The organism is Parahoeflea alexandrii (assembly GCF_024105735.1).
Classification (GTDB): Bacteria; Pseudomonadota; Alphaproteobacteria; order Rhizobiales; family Rhizobiaceae; genus Hoeflea; species Hoeflea alexandrii.
Genome location: NZ_JAAAML010000003.1, coordinates 265,171 through 283,691, shown reverse-complemented (window position 1 = coordinate 283,691; position 18,521 = coordinate 265,171). Strand labels below are relative to the sequence as shown.

The following is an 18,521-nucleotide window of genomic DNA, read 5'->3' as shown; positions in this document are numbered from 1 at the left end:
GACGGACCAAGCAGACAGGCTCAGGCCCGGCCGGTGTAGTCCTCGAGACCGTAGCGCTTGAGCTTGAGGTACAGGCTCTGGCGGGAGAGGCCGAGAAGATCCGCAGCGGCGGCCCGATTGTTTTCGGTCTGGGTCAGCGCCGCCTCGATGCAGAGTTTCTCGATGACGTCGGCCGATTCGCGGATCAGTTCCTTGAGCGGCACCCGCCCGATCAACTCCGAGAAATCCGACGTGGCCCCATGCACGCCATTGGCTTTCGCGGCGGCAGGCATTTCCCGCGTGCCCTGCTCCGTAACGATGACCGAGTAGAGCGGATCACCGCCGGTGTCGATGCGTGTCGCGGACAGCCTGACCGGCCTGCTGGCACCCATATCGTCACGCACCACGGTCAGGAACTGGCGTACTTCGCCCTCGTCGCGCAGCCGGTTGGACAGGACCTGCATGTCGACACTCGAGGCACCAAGCCAGTTGTTGACATTGCGCCCGACGGCAAGACTGCGGCTGAGCAGATGGATCATGTCGAGAAAGCGGCCATTGACCGAGTGGATGGCGCCCTTCGCATCGATCACGATCTGGGCCTCGGGCACGGCTTCGGTCCAACCCCACTTGTCAGCCGTAAGACTGCGGGTGGGATAATCTTCCTCGACCTGGCTGGAAATGGAGACCAGATAATTGATCTTGCCGTTTTCGCGGTACGGGCTGATCCTGAGTTCGATCGCGGAACCGTCGGATGACGCGGAGACTGCAAGCGTTCGGCTCTGCCCAAGCGACCGCGATTCGGCCAGGGCCTCCATCAAGCGCTCGCGACCATCGCGCTGGACCAGGGAGACCAGAGTGTCTCCGACCATCTTGTCCAGGGTTACACCGCAGATGCTGCCGGCGGCGGCATTGCCGTCTATGATCCGCCTGGTCTCGCCATCAACGACCAGAAGTGCGGCATCCATGCGTTGATAGATGACGCGATAGCGGGCCTCGGATTCGCGCACGCGGCGATATTCCCGCTCCAGCTCGAACTGGGCCTGAATCAATTGCTGCTGGACTTCGGCAAACTTGCGAAGGTCGGTTCCCGACGCCACGAGATAGGGAAAACCGTCGATGCGGCGCAGCACGTATTCAATCGGCAGATCCGAGCCCCGGGCGCCGGGGTGATTGACCTGATGGGTACGGCTGGCGCCGGTCTTGGCACATTCATCGATGAGATTGCGGATCTTGTCGACGCTTTCGCCGGTAACCGTATCGGTCCAGGCCCGTCCGGGCCAGTCCTCGACACCAAATCGCTGGATTGCCGCGTCGAGGTAGGCAACATCGATAATGGATCCGGAAGCGTCGACCAGGAGAGTCACGTCACCACCGAGCGACGCCATGGTGAGCGACACAGAAGGCGGGAGGTCCGCGAACGCTTGAAGGGTTTTTTCAAAGGTTCGGTGGAGTGTCCTGGAGGTTTGTTGTTCCATTTTCCGATCAGGCACTTCGCAACGGTTCCAACAGGGAGCCGTTTATTCCCGTCGCAATTTGCGCCGAAATGCGAGTTGCGCCATGCCTCTCCGCTGTCTCTAACGCGATTTGGGCATTGCTGCAAACCTTTTCAACGCCCCGTTCTTCCAGCCACTGGGAGTGTTCCGCAGCAGCCGGCCCGCCAGCGATTACACAGGTCCGTTCCCGATTTACGGACGTGTGAATTGCTTGCAGAACGGATTCAACCCGATTCTTAAGCCTATTGTCGAGCCATGCAATGCATACCAGCTGAAAATCACCGGACCTCATCACCTCTGACAAATCCAGAATACGGTCGGTAAAGATCATGCTGGTTTCCCAGCCCCGAAGGCGGAAACGCTCCTCGATCAGGCTGACGGCAAACAGGTGTGTTTCGCCGCGCGGCACCAGCAACAGCATCGAACGATCACCAGCAGACCGTTCGAAACAACGGTTATCCTGGCTCAACCGCGCCAATATGCGCTGCAGCCGCGAAGTGGCGACCGTGACCACGGCAAAGCCGAGGCTGTCGCACTCCCACTCCTCGCCCAAACGAACCGCGCAGGCTTCCAGGAGGTCGAGCATCTCGGAAGGTCCGAGGGAGCGCGCCCGCATGAAGCCGATGTAATCGAACTCGCCGTCCGAGAGCACCTTGGCATAGATCTTGTCGAGGACCGATATGAACCGTTTGACACCCTCCATTGCGGAGGAACCCGGCATGGCGCCGGAGAGCTGGTCTTCGGACTGGGATAATGTCATGGCGACACTCGCGTCCGGACATGGATGACCGGTCCTGTTGATGGTGGGGGCGACGGATGGACCGGACTGGCCTGCGGCACCGGCATCTCTTGATCCCGACCCCGGAAGACCACCCTTGAAACAGGTCTTCACCACGACGCGCTCGATGATGTTGTACAGGTCGTTACCGGCCCGCTCTTGCTTCAACGCACCGGAAACTCCGCCGACACTGGCGGTACCTGGGACTTGCGGATCTGTTTTCATGACCCCGAAACCTTTCCGGCCGCTCCGATCCGCGGCACCCACGCAGTCCGTCAAGAGGGTTGGGTCTGGCAGCAGGGGCGTTGAAAATGCACCTGCCCTTGAACCCAGACCAACCGGATCTCCGTCATGGAGTCTCTCCCGCTGTGGCATGAAGAGAATGATACGAATTGTTCTCTTTGTAAACCTGATATGACGTCAATTAAAATTGACACTTTCAAATTCTGTGACTAACCTCTTCACATCGGGGTCTCGAGTGGAGAGGGATAGAGCCAGATGAATGCGCATGTTTCGCTCAGCGAAAATCCAGTCGGTCTCTACTCGGTTGAAGAGCGCATCCGTCGCGACCAATCGGTCTGGACTCTGGTTCAAGGCATTCTCGCGCCAATCCAGTTCCTGGTCTTTGCAATTTCCGTCGGCCTTATCGCGCACTGGTGGCTGACCGGTTCCTGGCTGATGGCCGCCCATGCCTCGATCGTCATCAAGACAATGACGCTCTACGCCATCATGATCACTGGCTCGATCTGGGAGAAGGAGGTGTTCGGCGCCTATCTCTTCGCCCGCCCGTTCTTCTGGGAAGACATGGTCTCGATGCTGGTGCTCGCCCTGCACACCGCCTATCTGGCGGCGCTGTTCGGCGGCTTGCTTTCTGACGGGCAGCTGATGGCTCTGGCCGTCGCCGCCTATGTTTCCTACGTCGTCAATGCCGGACAGTTCCTCTGGAAATTCCGTCTGGCACGCCTGGACGCCTCCTCCCATTCAAACATCGAGGCTTCGGCATGACCACAATATTTGACGCCAGCACCGCCTGTTCCGACACCGCCGCCAAACCGGCCCGCGACGTGCTCAAGCAACGCGGTCAGCATGAAGTGTTCTGCGGCCTGACCTCGATCATGTGGCTGCACCGCAAGATGCAGGACGCCTTCTTCCTGATCGTCGGCTCGCGTACCTGCGCTCACCTCATGCAATCGGCAGCCGGCGTGATGATCTTCGCCGAGCCGCGATTCGCCACCGCCATCATCGACGAGCGCGACCTTGCCGGCATGGCCGACATGAATGACGAGCTCGACAAGGTGGTGACGCGGCTTCTGGCCCGCCGTCCCGAGATCAAGCTTCTGGTTCTGGTCGGATCCTGCCCGTCGGAAGTGATCAAGCTCGACCTGCCGCGCGCGGCCAGCCGTCTCAATGGCGAGCATTCGCCCGCCTGCCGTGTGATGGCCTATTCGGGATCGGGCATCGAGACGACCTTTACCCAGGGAGAGGACAATTTCCTCGCAGCCCTGGTTCCGGACATGCCTGCGGAAGCAGCCGATGCGCCGGCCTCTCTCGTTGTTGTCGGCGCGCTTGGCGATGTGGTCGAAGACCAGATGATGCGGGTGTTCGACGGCCTCGGCATCGGCCCGGTCCGGTTCCTGCCCTCGCGCTCCTCGACCACTTTGCCGCCAGTCGGCCCCAACACACGGTTCATCCTGGCCCAGCCCTGGGTCGGCGCCTGCGCCCAGGCGCTTGAACGCCGCGGCGCACAAAGGATCTCGGCCCCCTTCCCGCTTGGCGAAGAAGGTGCAACCGCCTGGTACCGCGCCATTGCCGATAGCTTCGGTGTGCCCGAAGCCAAATTCGACGCGATCACCGCGCCGGGTCGCGAACGCGCCCGTCGCGCCGTTGCGCGCTACCGCCCGGTGCTCGAAGGCAAATCGGTGTTCCTGTTTCCCGATTCGCAGCTCGAGCCATCGCTGGCACGCTTCCTGTCACGGGAAATGGGCACATCGATCGTCGAGGTGGGTACGCCTTATCTCAATCGTGACGTGGTTGGCGCCGAGCTGGCTCTGCTGCCCGACACGGTGCGTGTCAGCGAGGGCCAGGATGTGGAGCGGCAGATCGACCGGGTGCACAGCGACAATCCGGACCTGATCATCTGCGGCATGGGCCTTGGCAATCCATTCGAGGCCGAGGGCCGGTCGACCAAGTGGTCGATCGAGTTCGTCTTCACGCCGCTGCAGGGCTACGAGCAGGCCGGCGACCTGGCCGAACTGATTGCCCGGCCGCTGATGCGGCGCGAGCTTCTGAAAGTGGGGAGCTGAGCCATGGAACTGACCGTCTGGACATATGAAGGCCCTCCCCATGTCGGCGCCATCCGCGTCGCCAATTCGATGCGCGATGTCCATTTCGTGCTGCACGCGCCGCAGGGCGACACCTATGCGGACCTCTTGTTCACGATGATCGAGCGCAACAAGAAGCGCCCGCCGGTGACCTACACAACATTCCAGGCACGCGATCTTTCCGGCGACACCGCCGAAATCTTCAAAACCGCCGCGCGCGACGCGGTGGCCCGGTTCAAGCCTCAAGCGCTCCTGGTCGGAGCTTCCTGCACAGCGGAGCTGATCCAGGACGATCCTGGCGGACTGGCCAAGACGCTTGGCCTCAACGTTCCGGTGGTGCCCCTGGAAATGCCGTCCTACCAGAAGAAAGAGAACTGGGGGGCTGCCGAGACTTTCTACCGGCTGGTCCGGGCATTTGCCGGCGGCGCCGGCAAGCCGGAAACTGCCCCCGAGCAGGCAAGCTGCAACATTCTGGGCCCATCCTCGCTCGGCTTCCGCAACCGCGACGACATCGTCGAGGTGGTCCGGCTGGTCGAATCGCTGGGGATCCGCATCAATACGGTGGCGCCGCTCGGCGCGTCGCCGGCCGATCTCGCCCAGATCCCGCAGGCCCATTTCAACATCGTGCTCTATCCCGAAATCGCCGACACGGCGGCCCGCTGGCTCAAGCGCCAGTTCGGCCAGGAGATGGTGACAACGGTTCCGATCGGCGTCGGTGCCACGCGCGACTTCGTCGCCGAGGTAGCCAAGGTCGCGGGCGTTTCGGTACCGTCCGAACTGTTTGAAACCGGTGCCGAACGGCTGTCCTGGTACTCGGCCTCGATCGATTCCAATTATCTCACCGGCAAGCGGGTGTTCGTCTTCGGCGACGCCACCCATGCCATCGCCGCAGCCCGGATCGCTTCCGAAGAACTCGGCTTCAAGGTCTGTGGGCTTGGCACCTATTCGCGCGAGTTTGCCCGCGATGTCCGCGAGGCGGCTGCGAAATACGGCGTCGAGCCACTAATTTCGGACAATCATCTCGATGTCGAGGACGCCATCATTGCCGCCCAGCCGGAACTGGTTCTGGGAACGCAGATGGAGCGTCACGCCGCCAAGCGGCTCAGGCTGCCCTGCGCCGTGATCTCGAGCCCGGTGCATGTGCAGGATTTCCCCGCACGCTACTCGCCGCAGATGGGCTTTGAAGGCGCCAACGTGATCTTCGACAGCTGGGTGCATCCGCTGATGATGGGGCTTGAAGAGCACCTGCTGCAGATGTTCCGCGGCGATTTCGAGTTCCATGACGATGCCGGATCCTCGCATCTGAGCCATGGCGGGCCTGCAGGCGCCCACCAGCCCGACCCGCAGGCTGAACAGCCTGCTGCCCCGGCCCCGGACACCGCGGCCTCAACTGCCGCCAATGATGACCAGCCGGCCTGGACCAGCGACGCCGAGCGCGAACTGCGCAAGATCCCCTTCTTCGTCCGCGGAAAGGCGCGGCGCAACACCGAATCCTACGCGGCCCAAAACGGGCTCAATCCGATCACCATAGAGACATTGTACGATGCCAAAGCACACTTCGGGCGTTAACACCGCTCCAGTCAATGTGGTTCTGATCACGCTCGACAATCACATGTCGGCAGCGGTGGATGATGCGCGGCGGATGCTGGCGGACGAACTGCCCAATCTGCACCTGAGCGTGCACGCGGCGACCGACTGGAATGACAATCCGGACAAATTGCAGGCCTGCAAGGACGACATCGCCAAGGGCAACATCATTGTCGCCTCGATGCTGTTCATCGAGGAGCACGTTAAGGCCATCGGGCCGTCGCTTGCCGCCCGGCGCGATCACTGCGACGCGATGATGTGCTGCATGTCGACCGGCGAAATCATGAAGAACACCTCGATGGGCCGGTTCAAGATGGACGGCGAGCAGAAGGGTCCGCTTGCCCTTTTGAAGAAACTGCGCGGCGATCGGTCCAAGAACAAGAAGGACACCGGCCGGACCGCAGGCGAGCGCCAGATGGCAATGCTCAAGCGGCTGCCGAAACTGCTCCGGTTCATCCCGGGCACCGCGCAGGACGTGCGCAACTATTTCATCGCCATGCAGTACCGGATTGCCGCATCAGACGCCAATATCGCCAACCTGGTGCGGCTCTTGGTCGACAAGTATGCCGATGGCGAGCGCCGCGCGCTGCGCGGCAAGGTCACAGCCCAGGCGCCGGTCGAGTATCCCGAACAGGGCGTTTATCACCCCGACATCAAGGGCCGGGTCAGCGCCGGGATCAAGGCGCTGCCACTCAAGCCCGGCGCCAGGGGCACAATCGGCCTGCTCTTGCTGCGCTCCTACATCCTGTCGGGCGACACCGGCCACTACAACGGCGTGATCCGGTCGCTTGAACGCCGTGGCTTCAACGTCGTGCCGGTGTTTTCCTCGGGCCTCGACATGCGCGGCCCGATCGAGGCCTTCCTGTCGGGCGGGCAGACCGGAACCCGGATCGACGCGATGCTGTCGCTGACCGGATTCTCGCTGGTCGGAGGCCCGGCCTATTCCGATGCCGCAGCCGCCGCCGAGACGCTCGCAACACTCGACGTACCCTACGTGGCGGCGCATGTGACCGAGTTCCAGTCAATCGAGCGCTGGGAGGAATCCGACCGCGGCCTGATGCCGATCGAGACCACCATCATGGTGGCGATCCCGGAACTCGACGGCGCCACCGGCACCATGGTGTTCGGCGGCCGCACCGAGAATGCGTCAGGAACCCAGCCTTGCGTCTGTGCCCGCAATCTCGGCACCTGCCCCAAGGGCCGCTCCTGCATGAGCGCGCATCCAGAAAGGGTGGAAGTGCTGGCCGGACGGATCGAAAAGCTGGTGACGTTGCGCCAGAGCGAACGTGCCAGCCGCAAGGTCGCGCTGACGATTTTCAACTTCCCGCCAAACGCCGGCAATATGGGCACAGCAGCCTTCCTGTCGGTGTTTGAATCGCTGCATGCGACGATGCTCAGGATGCGGGACGAAGGCTACACGATCGAGGTTCCCACAAGCGTTGAAGACCTCCGCGACATGGTGCTCAACGGCAATGCCGCGCAGTATGGCGCGCTGGCCAATGTGCATGCGCTGGTGAGCGCCGACGATCATGTCCGCAACGAGAAGCACCTCGACGAGATCGAGGCGCAATGGGGGCCTGCACCAGGCCGTATCTTCACCAACGGAAAGTCGATCTTCGTGCTCGGCCGGCAGTTCGGCAATGTGCTTGTCGCAGTCCAGCCGGGCTTCGGCTATGAGGGCGACCCGATGCGGCTCCTGTTCGAGAAGGGCTTTGCTCCGACCCATGCGTTCGCCGCGTTCTACACCTATCTCAAGCGCAATTTCCGCGCCGATGCGGTTCTTCATTTCGGCACCCATGGCGCGCTCGAATTCATGCCTGGCAAGCAGTCGGGCATGTCGGGCAAGTGCTGGCCGGACAGGCTGGTCGGGGATCTGCCGAATTTCTATCTCTATGCCGCCAACAACCCGTCCGAAGGCACGATTGCCAAGCGCCGGTCGGCGGCAACGCTTGTGTCCTACCTGACCCCGCCGGTGACCAATGCCGGGCTCTACAAGGGCCTGAGCGAACTCAAATCCTCGCTCGACCGGCTGCGCAATCTGGATGCAAGCCAGACCGAGGAACGCACCGAGGCGTTCGAGCTGATCATGATCCAGGCCGGGCAGCTGGAGCTCAACCGTGCGGTGCCGGCTGACGATCCCGAACGCTATGTGGCGCAACTGACGGCTGCCATGCTTGAGCTCGAATATACGCTGATCCCGCACGGGCTGCACGTGGCCGGCCGCGCCATGAACCTTGATGAGCGTCGCGAGATGCTGGCCCAGATCGCCGAGGCCGACGAGGCCAAATCGCCCGCAGCGGAAGTGATCGACGCCATCGCCGATTTCGACACTGCGGCCATCGATGCCGCACGCGGCGGCGGCAACGAGGCCGACGCGCTGATCGAACGGCTTGTTCGGGCCAATGCCAATCTTGCCAACAACCGTGAACTCGACGGGCTGATCACCGCGCTCGACGGCCGCTTCGTGGCACCCTCGCCCAGCGGCGACCTTCTCAGGACACCGGACATGCTGCCCACCGGGCGCAACATTCATGGCTTCGATCCGTTCGGCATTCCAAGCGCCTACGCCGTCAAGGACGGTGCACGGCAGGCGGCCAAGGTGCTGGAGCGCTATTTCGAAACCGACGGCATGCTGCCCGAAACCATCGCCATCGTGCTGTGGGGCACCGACAATCTGAAGACCGAGGGCAGCCCGATGGCCCAGGCCATGGCGCTGATGGGCGCACGGCCGCGGCTAGACGCCTACAACCGGGTCTGTGGCGCCGAACTGATCCCGCTCGACGAGCTCAAGCGACCGCGGATCGATGCGGTGATGACGCTTTCGGGGATCTTCCGGGATCTGTTGCCGCTGCAGGCTTCGATGCTGGCCGAGGCTTCCTACCTGGCGGCAGTGGCCGATGAGCCGGAAGACATGAATTTCATCCGCAAGCATGCGCTCGCCTATGCCGCCGAGCATGGCTGCGACCTCGAGCAGGCTGCCTACCGGGTGTTTTCCAATGCGGATGGTGCCTATGGCGCCAACGTGAATTTCCTGATCGGCTCCAGTGCCTGGACCGACGACCAGGAAATCGCCGACACCTACACAAGCCGCAAGGGCTTTGCGATCGACCGCAAGGGCAAGTCGTCGGCGCAGGTCGAGCTGCTCAACGATGTCTTTGCCAAGGTCGACATGGCCTACCAGAACCTCGATTCGGTCGAACTCGGCGTGACCACGATCGATCATTACTTCGACACGCTGGGTGGTATTTCCAAAGCAGTTTCACTGGCCCAGAACGGCAAGCAGTTGCCGGTGTTCATCTCCGACCAAACCCAGGGCGAAGGCAAGGTCCGGACACTTGGTGAACAGGTGGCGCTTGAAACCCACACGCGTTCGCTCAACCCGAAATGGTTCGAGGGCATGCTTGCCCACGGCTACGAGGGTGTGCGCCAGATCGAGGCGCAGATTTCCAACACCGTCGGATGGTCGGCGACCACCGGCGACGTTCAGCCCTGGGTGTACCAGAAGCTGAGCGAAACCTTCATTCTCGATGAGGCAATGCGCCGGCGGCTTTCGGAGATGAACCCCGCTTCATCGCTGCGCATGGTCAACCGCCTGATCGAGGCAAAAGACAGAAATTACTGGACACCGGACGACGATACCTGGGCCGCGCTCTGCGCTGCGGGCGAGGAAATGGAAGATCGTGCCGAAGGCTTGTCCGTGGAGGCTGCAGAATGAATCTCTTTACCCACCCGCGCACGATCATGGACGAGGCACGTACCGCCAAGCTCAAGCAGGCCGCAGGCCTGGATGGCAATGGTGACGGCGACGGCAGCGTCCAGGTGCATCTGGAAACCGAAATGGACGCGGGCAAGGCCAAGGTCTTCGCCATCTACGGCAAGGGCGGCATCGGCAAGTCGACGACATCATCAAACCTGTCGGTGGCGTTTTCGATGCTGGGCAAGCGGGTCTTGCAAATCGGCTGCGACCCCAAGCACGATTCCACCTTCACCCTGACCAAGAGCCTGATCCCGACGGTGATCGATGTGCTCGAAGGTGTCGATTTTCATCCCGAGGAACTCAGGACCGAAGACTTCGTGTTCGAGGGCTTCAACGGCGTGCAGTGCGTCGAGGCCGGCGGCCCGCCCGCAGGCACCGGCTGCGGCGGCTACGTTGTAGGTCAGACGGTCAAACTGCTCAAGGAGCATCACCTGCTCGAGGACACCGATGTGGTGATTTTCGACGTGCTCGGCGACGTTGTCTGCGGCGGCTTCGCCTCTCCGCTGCAGCATGCAGAGCGCGCCGTGGTTGTGGCCGCCAACGATTTCGATTCGATCTTCGCGATGAACCGCATCGTCGCCGCCATCAAGGCCAAGTCGAAAAACTACGACGTGCGGCTTGGCGGCGTCATCGCCAACCGCTCACGCGAAACCGACCAGATCGACCGCTACAACGAGGCGATCGGCCTCAAGCGGCTGGCCCATATCGTCGACTCCGACGCCGTGCGCAGGAGCCGGCTGAAAAAATGCACGCTGTTCGAAATGGGCGACGATCCGGAGATCGTGTCGATCCAGCAGGAATACATGAAGCTGGCCGAGCAATTGTGGGCCGGAACGGAAGAGCTCTCGGCCAACCCGATGAAGGACCGGGAGATCTTCGATTTCCTCGGTTTCGAGTGAGACAGGACCATGCAGGACGCCGCCTACATCAAGCGCCGGGATGAGATCCAGACCTATTTCGACCGCACCGCGCTCGACGCCTGGAAACGGTTGATCTCGACCGAAAAGGTGTCCGGTGTGCGCGCCACGGTGCGTGCGGGACGGGATGCCATGCGCCAGGCAATCCTCGACCGGTTTGGCGAAGACCTGAGCGGCTGGCGCATCCTCGATGCCGGCTGCGGCGCCGGGCCGTTGGCAATCGAGCTGGCCCACCGCGGCGCGGATGTGCTGGGCGTCGACCTCTCGCCGCAGATGATCGAGCACGCAAACGAAGCCCTGCCTGCGATCCGCAATGACGGATCGGTGCGCCTGACCGCCGGTGACATGCTGTCGCCGGAACATGGCGACTTTGATGCCGTGGTGTCGATGGATGCACTCATTCACTACAGCGGCGATGAAGCCACTGCTGCGATCGCCGGACTGGCGCATCGCACCAGCCGGAAGATGGTGTTCACGCTTGCCCCGCGTACCGGGTTTCTTGCCGCGATGCACAAGCTGGGAGGCCTGTTTCCGCGCAGCGACCGCTCGCCTTTGATCCATCCGGTGGTGATCGACCAGATGATGAACCGGATGCTTGCACGCGGCGACATGCAGGACTGGAGCCGGGGTGAGACCGCGCGGATTTCGAGCGGATTCTACATCTCCGAGGCGCAGGAGCTCGTCCGCTCATGAAGATCGTCGCCACAGCCAACCGCAAGATGCTCGACACATGGAAGTCGCTCGGTCCGCGCTATCTGCCGTTTGCAGATGCGGCGACCGAGGACCTTCCGCTTGGCCGGCTGATGCGGCTGTCGATGTTCCAGTGGTCCATCGGCATGGCTGCGGTGCTTCTGACCGGCACGCTCAACCGGGTGATGATCGTCGAGCTCGGCGTGCCCACCTCGCTGGTGGCGCTGATGGTGGCGATCCCGGTGCTGGCCGCCCCGTTCCGGGCGTTGATCGGCCACCGGTCCGACACCTACAAATCCGCGCTCGGGGTACGTCGCGTGCCCTATATCTGGCTAGGCACCATCCTGCAGTTCGGCGGGCTGGCGATCATGCCATTCGCGCTTCTGCTGCTGCAATCGCAGACCACCGGCCCGGAATGGGCGGGACCTGCGGGTGCGCTGCTGGCCTTCCTGCTCACGGGGCTTGGCATGCACATGGCGCAGACTGCCGGGCTGGCGCTCGCCACGGATCTGTCGGCGGAGGAAAACCGGCCGCGGGTGGTGGCGCTGATGTATGTCATGCTGCTGGTCGGCATGCTGATCGCCTCGATCGTCTTCGCCATCCTTTTGCGCAACTACTCGCCTCTGATCCTGATCAAGGTGGTCCAGGGCGCCGCCGTCGTCACCGTTGTGCTCAACGTCATCTGCCTGTGGAAACAGGAGCCGCGCAACCCGGTGGCGACCCGGCACAACCGCGAGACACCGCGTTTTTCCGAGGCCTTTGCCGCCTACCGCAAGGAAAAGGGAACCATCCGCCTGCTGGTCGCGGTGGCGCTCGGCGCCGGCGCGTTCTCGATGCAGGACGTGCTGCTCGAGCCCTATGGCGGCGAGGTTCTCAAGCTTACGGTGAGCCAGACGACGCTGCTGACGGCGATCTGGGCCGCGGGCACCCTGCTCGGCTTCGCCCATGCCGGCCGCGCCCTGCAGAAGGGTGCCAACATGTACCGGCTGGCAGCCCTCGGGCTGGTGGCGGGCATTACCGGTTTTTCGGCGATCATCTTTTCCGAGCCGCTTCATGCAGCCAACCTGTTCCGCACCGGCGCGGGTATCATCGGCTTTGGCGGAGGTCTGTTTGCCGTCTGCACAATGCTGGCAGCGATGGATATCGCGGAAAAGTCCGACAATGGCCTCGCCATCGGCGCCTGGGGCGCGGTTCAGGCAACGGCCATCGGGCTCGGGCTTGCCGCCGGCGGGCTGATCCGCGACGGCGTCAACAGCCTTGTGGCCGGGGCTGAGCCCGGTGCCGCGCTCAGCGCACCGGCTGCCGGGTACAGCGTTGTCTATCACCTCGAAATCGGGCTGCTGTTTGCGGCGCTCGCGGCTCTCGGGCCGCTCGCTGCCCGCCGCTCAATCCCCAATCAAACCCGGAGCCCACGCTTCGGACTGGCAGAAATGCCCGGCTGAAGCGCCGCGCAGCAAGGAGAGAAGTCATGGAAACCGGAGCCATTACAGGATACATCGATGTCGCCCAGGTGACGCTATACGCGTTCTGGGTGTTTTTCGCGCTGCTGCTTTTCTACATTCGGCAGGAAGACCGCCGCGAAGGCTACCCGCTGGAAGCCGATCAGTCGGGCGCGTTCAACCGCGACGACTGGCTGTTCCTGCCGCCGGCCAAGACCTTCCTGCTGCCGCACGGCCACGGTGAGGTGTCGGTCCCCAACGACAAGCGCGACAATGCCGACCGGCCCGTACCGGGCGCCAAGATCGCGAATTTCTCGGGCGCGCCCTACCTGCCCACCGGCGAAAACCCGATGCTCGATTCGATCGGTCCCGGCTCCTGGGCGGAACGGTCCGACACACCGGACCTCAGCCATGACGGCAAGGCCAAGATCGTGCCGCTGCGGGTGGCGAGCGACTTCGCCGTTGCCGAGGGCGAGATCAATCCCGTCGGCGTGCGGGTGGTTGGCTACGACCTGGTTGTTGCCGGCACCGTTTCCGATGTCTGGGTTGACCGCTCGGAACAGATGTTGCGCTACCTCGAAGCCACCACCGAAGTGGGCGATGCGCCGCGACAGATCCTGGTGCCAATCAATTTCGGTGTCTTCCGCAAGACCGGGGACGGCGAACGCATCTTCTATGTGCACGCCCTGCGCGGCGAGCAGTTCGCATCGGTGCCCAGCACCAAGCAGTCGGACAGCGTGAGCTTCCTCGAGGAAGACCAGATCACCGCCTATTTCGGTTCCGGCCTGCTCTATGCCGACCCGAGCCGCCAGGAGCCGCTGGCATGAGCGAGACCGGCGGACCAGAACACGATTATGAACCGGTGCCCGGCCTACCCGGCCGGCTGCCCGAAGGCGAGCATATTCTCTGGCAGGGTGCGCCGTCATCGGCACAGGTCTCTCGCCAGATCATGAAGACACGCTGGATCGCGGGCTATTTCGGGGTGCTGGTGCTGTGGAACATAACCGCCGGCATCTATGATGGCCGGCTGCCAAGCGAAATCCTGTTCTCTTCGGGCGCGCTCGCCATCCTGTCGACCATCGCGATCGGCCTTTTGGAGGCCTTCGCCTGGGGGGTACAGAAGACCACGCTCTATACGATCACCAACAAGCGCATCGTCATGCGCATCGGTGTGGCGCTTTCGGCGACGTTCAACCTGCCCTTCACCCGGATCCTCTCGGCGGATATGCGCGAGGACACGAACGGCAATGGCGACATCGCGCTGACGCTCAAGCCCGGCGACCGGCTGTCCTGGCTGGTGTTCTGGCCGCATGTGCGCGGGTTCAAGAAAGGTGCGTTGATGCCGCAGATGATCTGCCTGAAGGACGTGGCCATCGCGGCCAACGTGCTGTCCTCCGCGCTGGCAGTCAGCAGAACGCCAAGGATCGTTGAAAGACTGGCATCCGCCTCCCCCAAACAGACCGGACCGGTGTCATCCGCCCCGGCAATCGAAGCCGCGGAGTAAGATCATGAACGCGTTGAGCCCCCACTATCCCGAGGCAGACCGCGGACCGCAATCGCCGAGCCGCAAGGCGCGGCGGTTTCCGCGGTTTCCGCTGGTGCTTGGCCTGGGACTGCTCGGGTTCTCAATCGCCGCGACGCTCTTCGGGATGAAGACCGGTATTGGCACGGTGCTCAACGTCTATGGCCAGCCGCAGGCAGTCCGCGACATCGTGATCGCCGGGGCGCATGACACGGAAATCACGATTTCAGATGCCCGGACGGGCGAACCAATCATCACCCTTGCGCCGGAAGAGGGTGGTTTCGTGCGGGGCTCGCTCAGGGCCCTGTCACGGATGCGGCTGATGGCTGAAACGCCTGAAGGGCTGCCTTACCGGCTGATCAGATGGGAGAACGGCTCCGTGTCGCTCTCCGATACCGCCACCGGCGAACGGATTTATCTCAATGCCTTCGGGCCTGATAACGCCGCCGCTTATGCTGAACTGCTAGCTTCGAGAGGGAATGAGAAGCCATGAGCAAGACACCGCTGATAGGACGGCGCAGGGAAGAGGTTCCGTGCACTGTCGAAATCAACAATACATTCGAGGAACTGGGCGCTCACCTGCGCTTCGACAACGGCGTGGTGGTCCATCCCGGTGACGAGGTGATGGTGCACGGCGCGCCAGTGGAAGTGCCCTACGGCCATTGCGAGAGCTTCCGCCGGACGGCGACGATCACGCGCGCCAGCGCGCTTGAACGGACATGGACACGCGCCACCGGCGATTTCGAGTTCATGGAACTGTGTGAATTCAGCTTTTCAGAGAGGGCACGGGCATGAACAAGCACGTTGAACCCGATCTTGCCAGATCGAAAGCCGCTGCGGGCGCCCAGCCCGACATCAATGACACGACCAAGACCGCGGTCGAATCGACCATGCTCAACCCGCGGTTCTACACCACCGACTTCGACGAGATGGATCGTCTTGACGTGTCGGGCGTACGGGAGGAATGGGACGAACTGATCGCGGAAATGCGTTCGGATCCGAACAAGGGCCATTTCAAGCGCAACGCCGACTGGGACCAGATCGACATCGACGCCCTGCCCGACGAGCTGCGCCGGGAGTTCATCGACTTCCTGGTCTCCTCGCTGACAGCCGAGTTTTCCGGTTGCGTGCTCTACAAGGAAATGAAGCGCCGCGGCACCAACAAGGAAATCTGCGAACTGTTCGGACTGATGAGCCGGGATGAAAGCCGCCATGCCGGTTTCATCAACGACGCGTTGAAAGAGTTCAACATCGGCGTGAACATGGGCTTTCTGGCCAAGGCCAAGAAATACACCTATTTCCGGCCGAAATTCATCTACTACGCGACCTACCTGTCGGAAAAGATCGGCTATGCACGCTACATCACCATCTACCGGCACCTGCAGAAAAACCCGGACAAGCGCTTCCATCCGATCTTCAAGTGGTTCGAGGAGTGGTGCAATGACGAGTTCCGTCACGGCGAAGCCTTCTCGCTGATCATGCGGTCGGATCCGAAGCTGCTCTCGGGAGCCAACGTCTACTGGATCAAGTTCTTCCTGCTGGCCGTGTTCTCCACCATGTATGTGCGCGATCATGCCCGTCCGGCATTCCACAAGGCGCTGGATATCGGCATCGAGGACTACGACATGAAGGTCTTCCGCCTGACCAGCGAAATCACGAAGCAGGTGTTCCCGATCACGCTCGACCTTGATCATCCGGGCTTCATTGCCTGCGTGCGCAAGCTCAACCGGATCAATGATCAGGTCAATGCCGCCGAAGAGCGCGGCGGGATCTCTGGCAAGATCGCCAAGGCCTTTCACATGGGCCGTGCCGGTCTGACCTTCGCCCGGCTCTACATGATCCCGACCAAGAGCAACGCAATCCCGGTCAAGAGCCGGCTGCAGCCGGTCTGGTAAGGAGCCGAACGGATGACCTTCCTGTCCGCAGTCCTGATCGCAAGCCTCGCCTGGTGGATCGCCACCGGGCTGGTGCTTGGGCTGGCGCGGGCAGGAAGCCGCCGTTTCAAGACAGTGATGGCGCTGGCATCCGGAGTTGCCCTCCTGGGTCTCTCTGGAATGATCGCCACCGCAGATATCTCAACCGCGGCCTCGGCCTATCTCGCCTTCTTCTCGGCGCTGGCGCTGTGGGCCTGGCATGAAACAACCTTCCTGATCGGGCTGGTCACCGGTCCCCGGCGCGTTGCCGCCGGAGAAGCGCCGCGCGAGAAGACCCGCTTCAGGGCGGCATTCCTGACCGTGCGTGACCACGAGATCGCCCTTTTCGCAACCGTGCTCGGCCTGCTGTGGCTGATGAGCGATGCGGTCAACACCACTGGGCTTCTGACATTCTGCCTGCTCTGGGTGATGCGCATCTCGACCAAGCTCAACATCTATCTCGGCGCGCGTCACGCCATCAGCGACATGCTGCCCGACCGCCTGTCCTATCTGAAAAGCTATTTCCGCACCGACCGGACCAGCGGCTGGTTCTACCTGTCGCTTTGCGGCAGCGCCGTGCTGCTGGCCTGGCTGGTGGCGGCAGCGGCGACCGCGGCGACCGACCATGCGGCCGTCAAATGGACGCTGCTCGCCTCGTTTGCCGCCCTGGCGCTGATCGAACATCTGTTTCTTGTGCTGCCGGTCCGTGACTCAGCCCTGTGGGGCTGGGCGATGGAGAAGGCAAACAAGGTCTCCTCGGAGAAGAACCGGGACCACCCGGCCGTCATTCACACCACACCGGAAACCAAAACTTCCCGAGCGACCGCACGGGCCTGAGAGATTAGGGGGATCACCCAAATGGACTTCAACCGCTACTTCACTTCACAGCTAGAGACCCTGCACAAGGCAGGCAATTACCGCGTCTTTGCGGAACTCGAGCGGCATGCAGGCGGTTTCCCCCGTGCCACGCGCCACCGCCAGGACGGCAGCACCCACGATGTCACGGTCTGGTGTTCCAATGACTATCTGGGCATGGGCCAGAACCCCAAGGTGATCGCGGCGATGCACGCGGCTGTCGACCAGTGCGGCGCCGGCGCGGGCGGCACCCGCAACATTTCGGGCACCAACCATGCCCACGTTCTGCTTGAACGGGAGCTCGCCGACCTGCACGGCAAGGAATCGGCGCTGATCTTTTCCTCGGGCTACGTTTCCAACTGGGCAGCGCTGGGCACGCTTGGGGCCAAGATCCCGGGGCTGATCATCTATTCGGACGCACTCAACCATGCCTCGATGATCGAGGGGATCCGCCACAGCCGCGCCGAGAAGCGCCTCTGGCGGCACAATGATCCCAAGCACCTGGCCGAGCTGATGGCGGCGGACGATCCCGCGGCGCCGAAGCTGGTGGCGTTCGAAAGCGTCTATTCGATGGACGGCGACATGGCCCCGATCGAAGAGATTCTTGACGTTGCAGAGCAGTTCGGCGCCATGACCTATCTCGACGAGGTGCATGCGGTCGGCATGTATGGCCCGCGCGGCGGCGGTGTTGCGGAACGTGACGGGCTGATGGACCGGGTCACGATCATCGAGGGCACGCTGGGCAAGGCCTTCGGAGTGATGGGCGGCTACATCACCGGCTCTACGGCCGTCTGTGACTTCATCCGCAGCTTCTCGTCCGGCTTTATCTTTACCACCGCCATTCCGCCCGCGCTGGCAGCCGGCGCAACCGCGTCGATCCAGCATCTCAAGGTCAGCGAGTTCGAGCGTGCCGGGCACCGCAATAATGTCGCCAAATTCCGCGCAATGCTCGATGCCAAGGGAATTCCGCACATGCAGAATCCGAGCCACATCGTGCCGGTGATGGTCGGCGACGCCAAGAAATGCAAATGGATTTCCGACATCCTGCTCGACACTTACGGGGTTTACGTCCAGCCGATCAACTACCCGACCGTACCGGTGGGCACCGAGCGGCTGCGCTTTACCCCGACCCCGATGCACAGCGACGGGGATCTGAGACATCTTGTGGATTCGCTGTGCGATCTGTGGTCGCAATGCGCGCTGTCGCGGGCGGTGGCCTGACCCCGGTCAAGTCAACCGGGGCAGCAACGCTCCGGACCATGCGCCGGCG

16 protein-coding genes are annotated in these 18,521 nt (G+C 62.6%); 14 read left to right on the top strand and 2 right to left on the bottom strand.

The features are described from left to right. Positions 1-20: 20 nt before the first annotated feature. Positions 21-1,376 (bottom strand): transcriptional regulator PpsR, encoded by a 1,356-nt coding sequence (gene ppsR, locus GTW23_RS16210; protein WP_193217297.1) that lies wholly within the window; start codon positions 1,374-1,376, stop codon positions 21-23. An 85-nt stretch (positions 1,377-1,461) separates the two neighbouring features. After that, positions 1,462-2,475 carry a hypothetical protein gene (locus tag GTW23_RS16205; protein WP_252916519.1) on the bottom strand — a complete coding sequence of 338 codons (1,014 nt, stop codon included), beginning with the start codon at positions 2,473-2,475 and terminating at the stop codon, positions 1,462-1,464. A 273-nt stretch (positions 2,476-2,748) separates the two neighbouring features. Between GTW23_RS16205 and bchF the strand changes: the two genes are divergently transcribed. The 14 genes from bchF to hemA are packed head-to-tail and all read left to right on the top strand — an operon-like array spanning position 2,749 to position 18,472. Then, complete coding sequence (bchF, locus tag GTW23_RS16200; RefSeq protein WP_252916518.1) at positions 2,749-3,255, top strand: 2-vinyl bacteriochlorophyllide hydratase; 507 nt, start codon at positions 2,749-2,751, stop codon at positions 3,253-3,255. Then, the gene (locus GTW23_RS16195) at positions 3,252-4,553 is read left to right on the top strand and encodes a ferredoxin:protochlorophyllide reductase (ATP-dependent) subunit N (RefSeq protein ID WP_290129009.1); all 1,302 of its coding nucleotides are present in this window, start codon (positions 3,252-3,254) and stop codon (positions 4,551-4,553) included. The genes bchF and GTW23_RS16195 overlap by 4 nt, the downstream gene beginning before the upstream one ends. 3 nt (positions 4,554-4,556) lie before the next feature. Continuing rightward, on the top strand, positions 4,557-6,140 hold the full coding sequence (gene bchB, locus GTW23_RS16190) for a ferredoxin:protochlorophyllide reductase (ATP-dependent) subunit B (protein ID WP_252916516.1): 1,584 nt from the start codon (positions 4,557-4,559) through the stop codon (positions 6,138-6,140). Further along, positions 6,115-9,873: a magnesium chelatase subunit H gene (locus GTW23_RS16185; protein ID WP_252916514.1), complete on the top strand. Its 3,759-nt coding sequence runs from the start codon at positions 6,115-6,117 to the stop codon at positions 9,871-9,873. Before bchB ends, GTW23_RS16185 begins: the two co-directional genes overlap by 26 nt. Continuing rightward, positions 9,870-10,814, top strand: a complete 945-nt coding sequence (gene bchL, locus GTW23_RS16180; protein ID WP_375589034.1) for a ferredoxin:protochlorophyllide reductase (ATP-dependent) iron-sulfur ATP-binding protein — start codon at positions 9,870-9,872, stop codon at positions 10,812-10,814. The genes GTW23_RS16185 and bchL overlap by 4 nt, the downstream gene beginning before the upstream one ends. 9 nt (positions 10,815-10,823) lie before the next feature. Further along, complete coding sequence (bchM, locus tag GTW23_RS16175; RefSeq protein WP_252916512.1) at positions 10,824-11,525, top strand: magnesium protoporphyrin IX methyltransferase; 702 nt, start codon at positions 10,824-10,826, stop codon at positions 11,523-11,525. Next, a complete protein-coding gene (locus tag GTW23_RS16170) occupies positions 11,522-12,964 on the top strand; it encodes a BCD family MFS transporter (RefSeq protein ID WP_252916510.1) in 1,443 nt (480 codons plus the stop codon). The genes bchM and GTW23_RS16170 overlap by 4 nt, the downstream gene beginning before the upstream one ends. Before the next feature lie 26 nt (positions 12,965-12,990). Then, positions 12,991-13,788 (top strand): photosynthetic reaction center subunit H, encoded by a 798-nt coding sequence (gene puhA, locus GTW23_RS16165; RefSeq protein WP_252916508.1) that lies wholly within the window; start codon positions 12,991-12,993, stop codon positions 13,786-13,788. Further along, entirely contained in the window at positions 13,785-14,465 is a 681-nt protein-coding gene (gene puhB / locus GTW23_RS16160) for a photosynthetic complex putative assembly protein PuhB (RefSeq protein ID WP_152009520.1), read from the top strand. Before puhA ends, puhB begins: the two co-directional genes overlap by 4 nt. A gap of 4 nt (positions 14,466-14,469) precedes the next feature. Beyond that, positions 14,470-14,976, top strand: a complete 507-nt coding sequence (puhC, locus tag GTW23_RS16155) for a photosynthetic complex assembly protein PuhC (protein ID WP_252916507.1) — start codon at positions 14,470-14,472, stop codon at positions 14,974-14,976. Then, complete coding sequence (locus tag GTW23_RS16150) at positions 14,973-15,278, top strand: hypothetical protein (protein WP_152009522.1); 306 nt, start codon at positions 14,973-14,975, stop codon at positions 15,276-15,278. The genes puhC and GTW23_RS16150 overlap by 4 nt, the downstream gene beginning before the upstream one ends. Beyond that, the gene (gene acsF / locus GTW23_RS16145) at positions 15,275-16,378 is read left to right on the top strand and encodes a magnesium-protoporphyrin IX monomethyl ester (oxidative) cyclase (protein WP_252916506.1); all 1,104 of its coding nucleotides are present in this window, start codon (positions 15,275-15,277) and stop codon (positions 16,376-16,378) included. The genes GTW23_RS16150 and acsF overlap by 4 nt, the downstream gene beginning before the upstream one ends. A 12-nt stretch (positions 16,379-16,390) precedes the next feature. Next, positions 16,391-17,233, top strand: a complete 843-nt coding sequence (puhE, locus tag GTW23_RS16140; protein ID WP_152009524.1) for a putative photosynthetic complex assembly protein PuhE — start codon at positions 16,391-16,393, stop codon at positions 17,231-17,233. Between the two features lie 21 nt (positions 17,234-17,254). After that, the gene (gene hemA, locus GTW23_RS16135; RefSeq protein WP_152009525.1) at positions 17,255-18,472 is read left to right on the top strand and encodes a 5-aminolevulinate synthase; all 1,218 of its coding nucleotides are present in this window, start codon (positions 17,255-17,257) and stop codon (positions 18,470-18,472) included. Positions 18,473-18,521: the final 49 nt, after the last annotated feature.

Bases quoted from the DNA above. Each gene is read 5' to 3' on its own strand.
- puhB (WP_152009520.1), top strand. From the start codon at position 13,785: ATGAGCGAGACCGGCGGACCAGAACACGATTATGAACCGGTGCCCGGC.
- puhE (WP_152009524.1), top strand. From the start codon at position 16,391: ATGACCTTCCTGTCCGCAGTCCTGATCGCAAGCCTCGCCTGGTGGATC.
- puhA (WP_252916508.1), top strand. From the start codon at position 12,991: ATGGAAACCGGAGCCATTACAGGATACATCGATGTCGCCCAGGTGACG.
- GTW23_RS16170 (WP_252916510.1), top strand. From the start codon at position 11,522: ATGAAGATCGTCGCCACAGCCAACCGCAAGATGCTCGACACATGGAAG.
- bchB (WP_252916516.1), top strand. From the start codon at position 4,557: ATGGAACTGACCGTCTGGACATATGAAGGCCCTCCCCATGTCGGCGCC.
- GTW23_RS16150 (WP_152009522.1), top strand. From the start codon at position 14,973: ATGAGCAAGACACCGCTGATAGGACGGCGCAGGGAAGAGGTTCCGTGC.
- acsF (WP_252916506.1), top strand. From the start codon at position 15,275: ATGAACAAGCACGTTGAACCCGATCTTGCCAGATCGAAAGCCGCTGCG.
- GTW23_RS16185 (WP_252916514.1), top strand. From the start codon at position 6,115: ATGCCAAAGCACACTTCGGGCGTTAACACCGCTCCAGTCAATGTGGTT.
- hemA (WP_152009525.1), top strand. From the start codon at position 17,255: ATGGACTTCAACCGCTACTTCACTTCACAGCTAGAGACCCTGCACAAG.
- bchF (WP_252916518.1), top strand. From the start codon at position 2,749: ATGAATGCGCATGTTTCGCTCAGCGAAAATCCAGTCGGTCTCTACTCG.
- bchL (WP_375589034.1), top strand. From the start codon at position 9,870: ATGAATCTCTTTACCCACCCGCGCACGATCATGGACGAGGCACGTACC.
- GTW23_RS16205 (WP_252916519.1), bottom strand. From the start codon at position 2,475: ATGAAAACAGATCCGCAAGTCCCAGGTACCGCCAGTGTCGGCGGAGTT.
- bchM (WP_252916512.1), top strand. From the start codon at position 10,824: ATGCAGGACGCCGCCTACATCAAGCGCCGGGATGAGATCCAGACCTAT.
- GTW23_RS16195 (WP_290129009.1), top strand. From the start codon at position 3,252: ATGACCACAATATTTGACGCCAGCACCGCCTGTTCCGACACCGCCGCC.
- puhC (WP_252916507.1), top strand. From the start codon at position 14,470: ATGAACGCGTTGAGCCCCCACTATCCCGAGGCAGACCGCGGACCGCAA.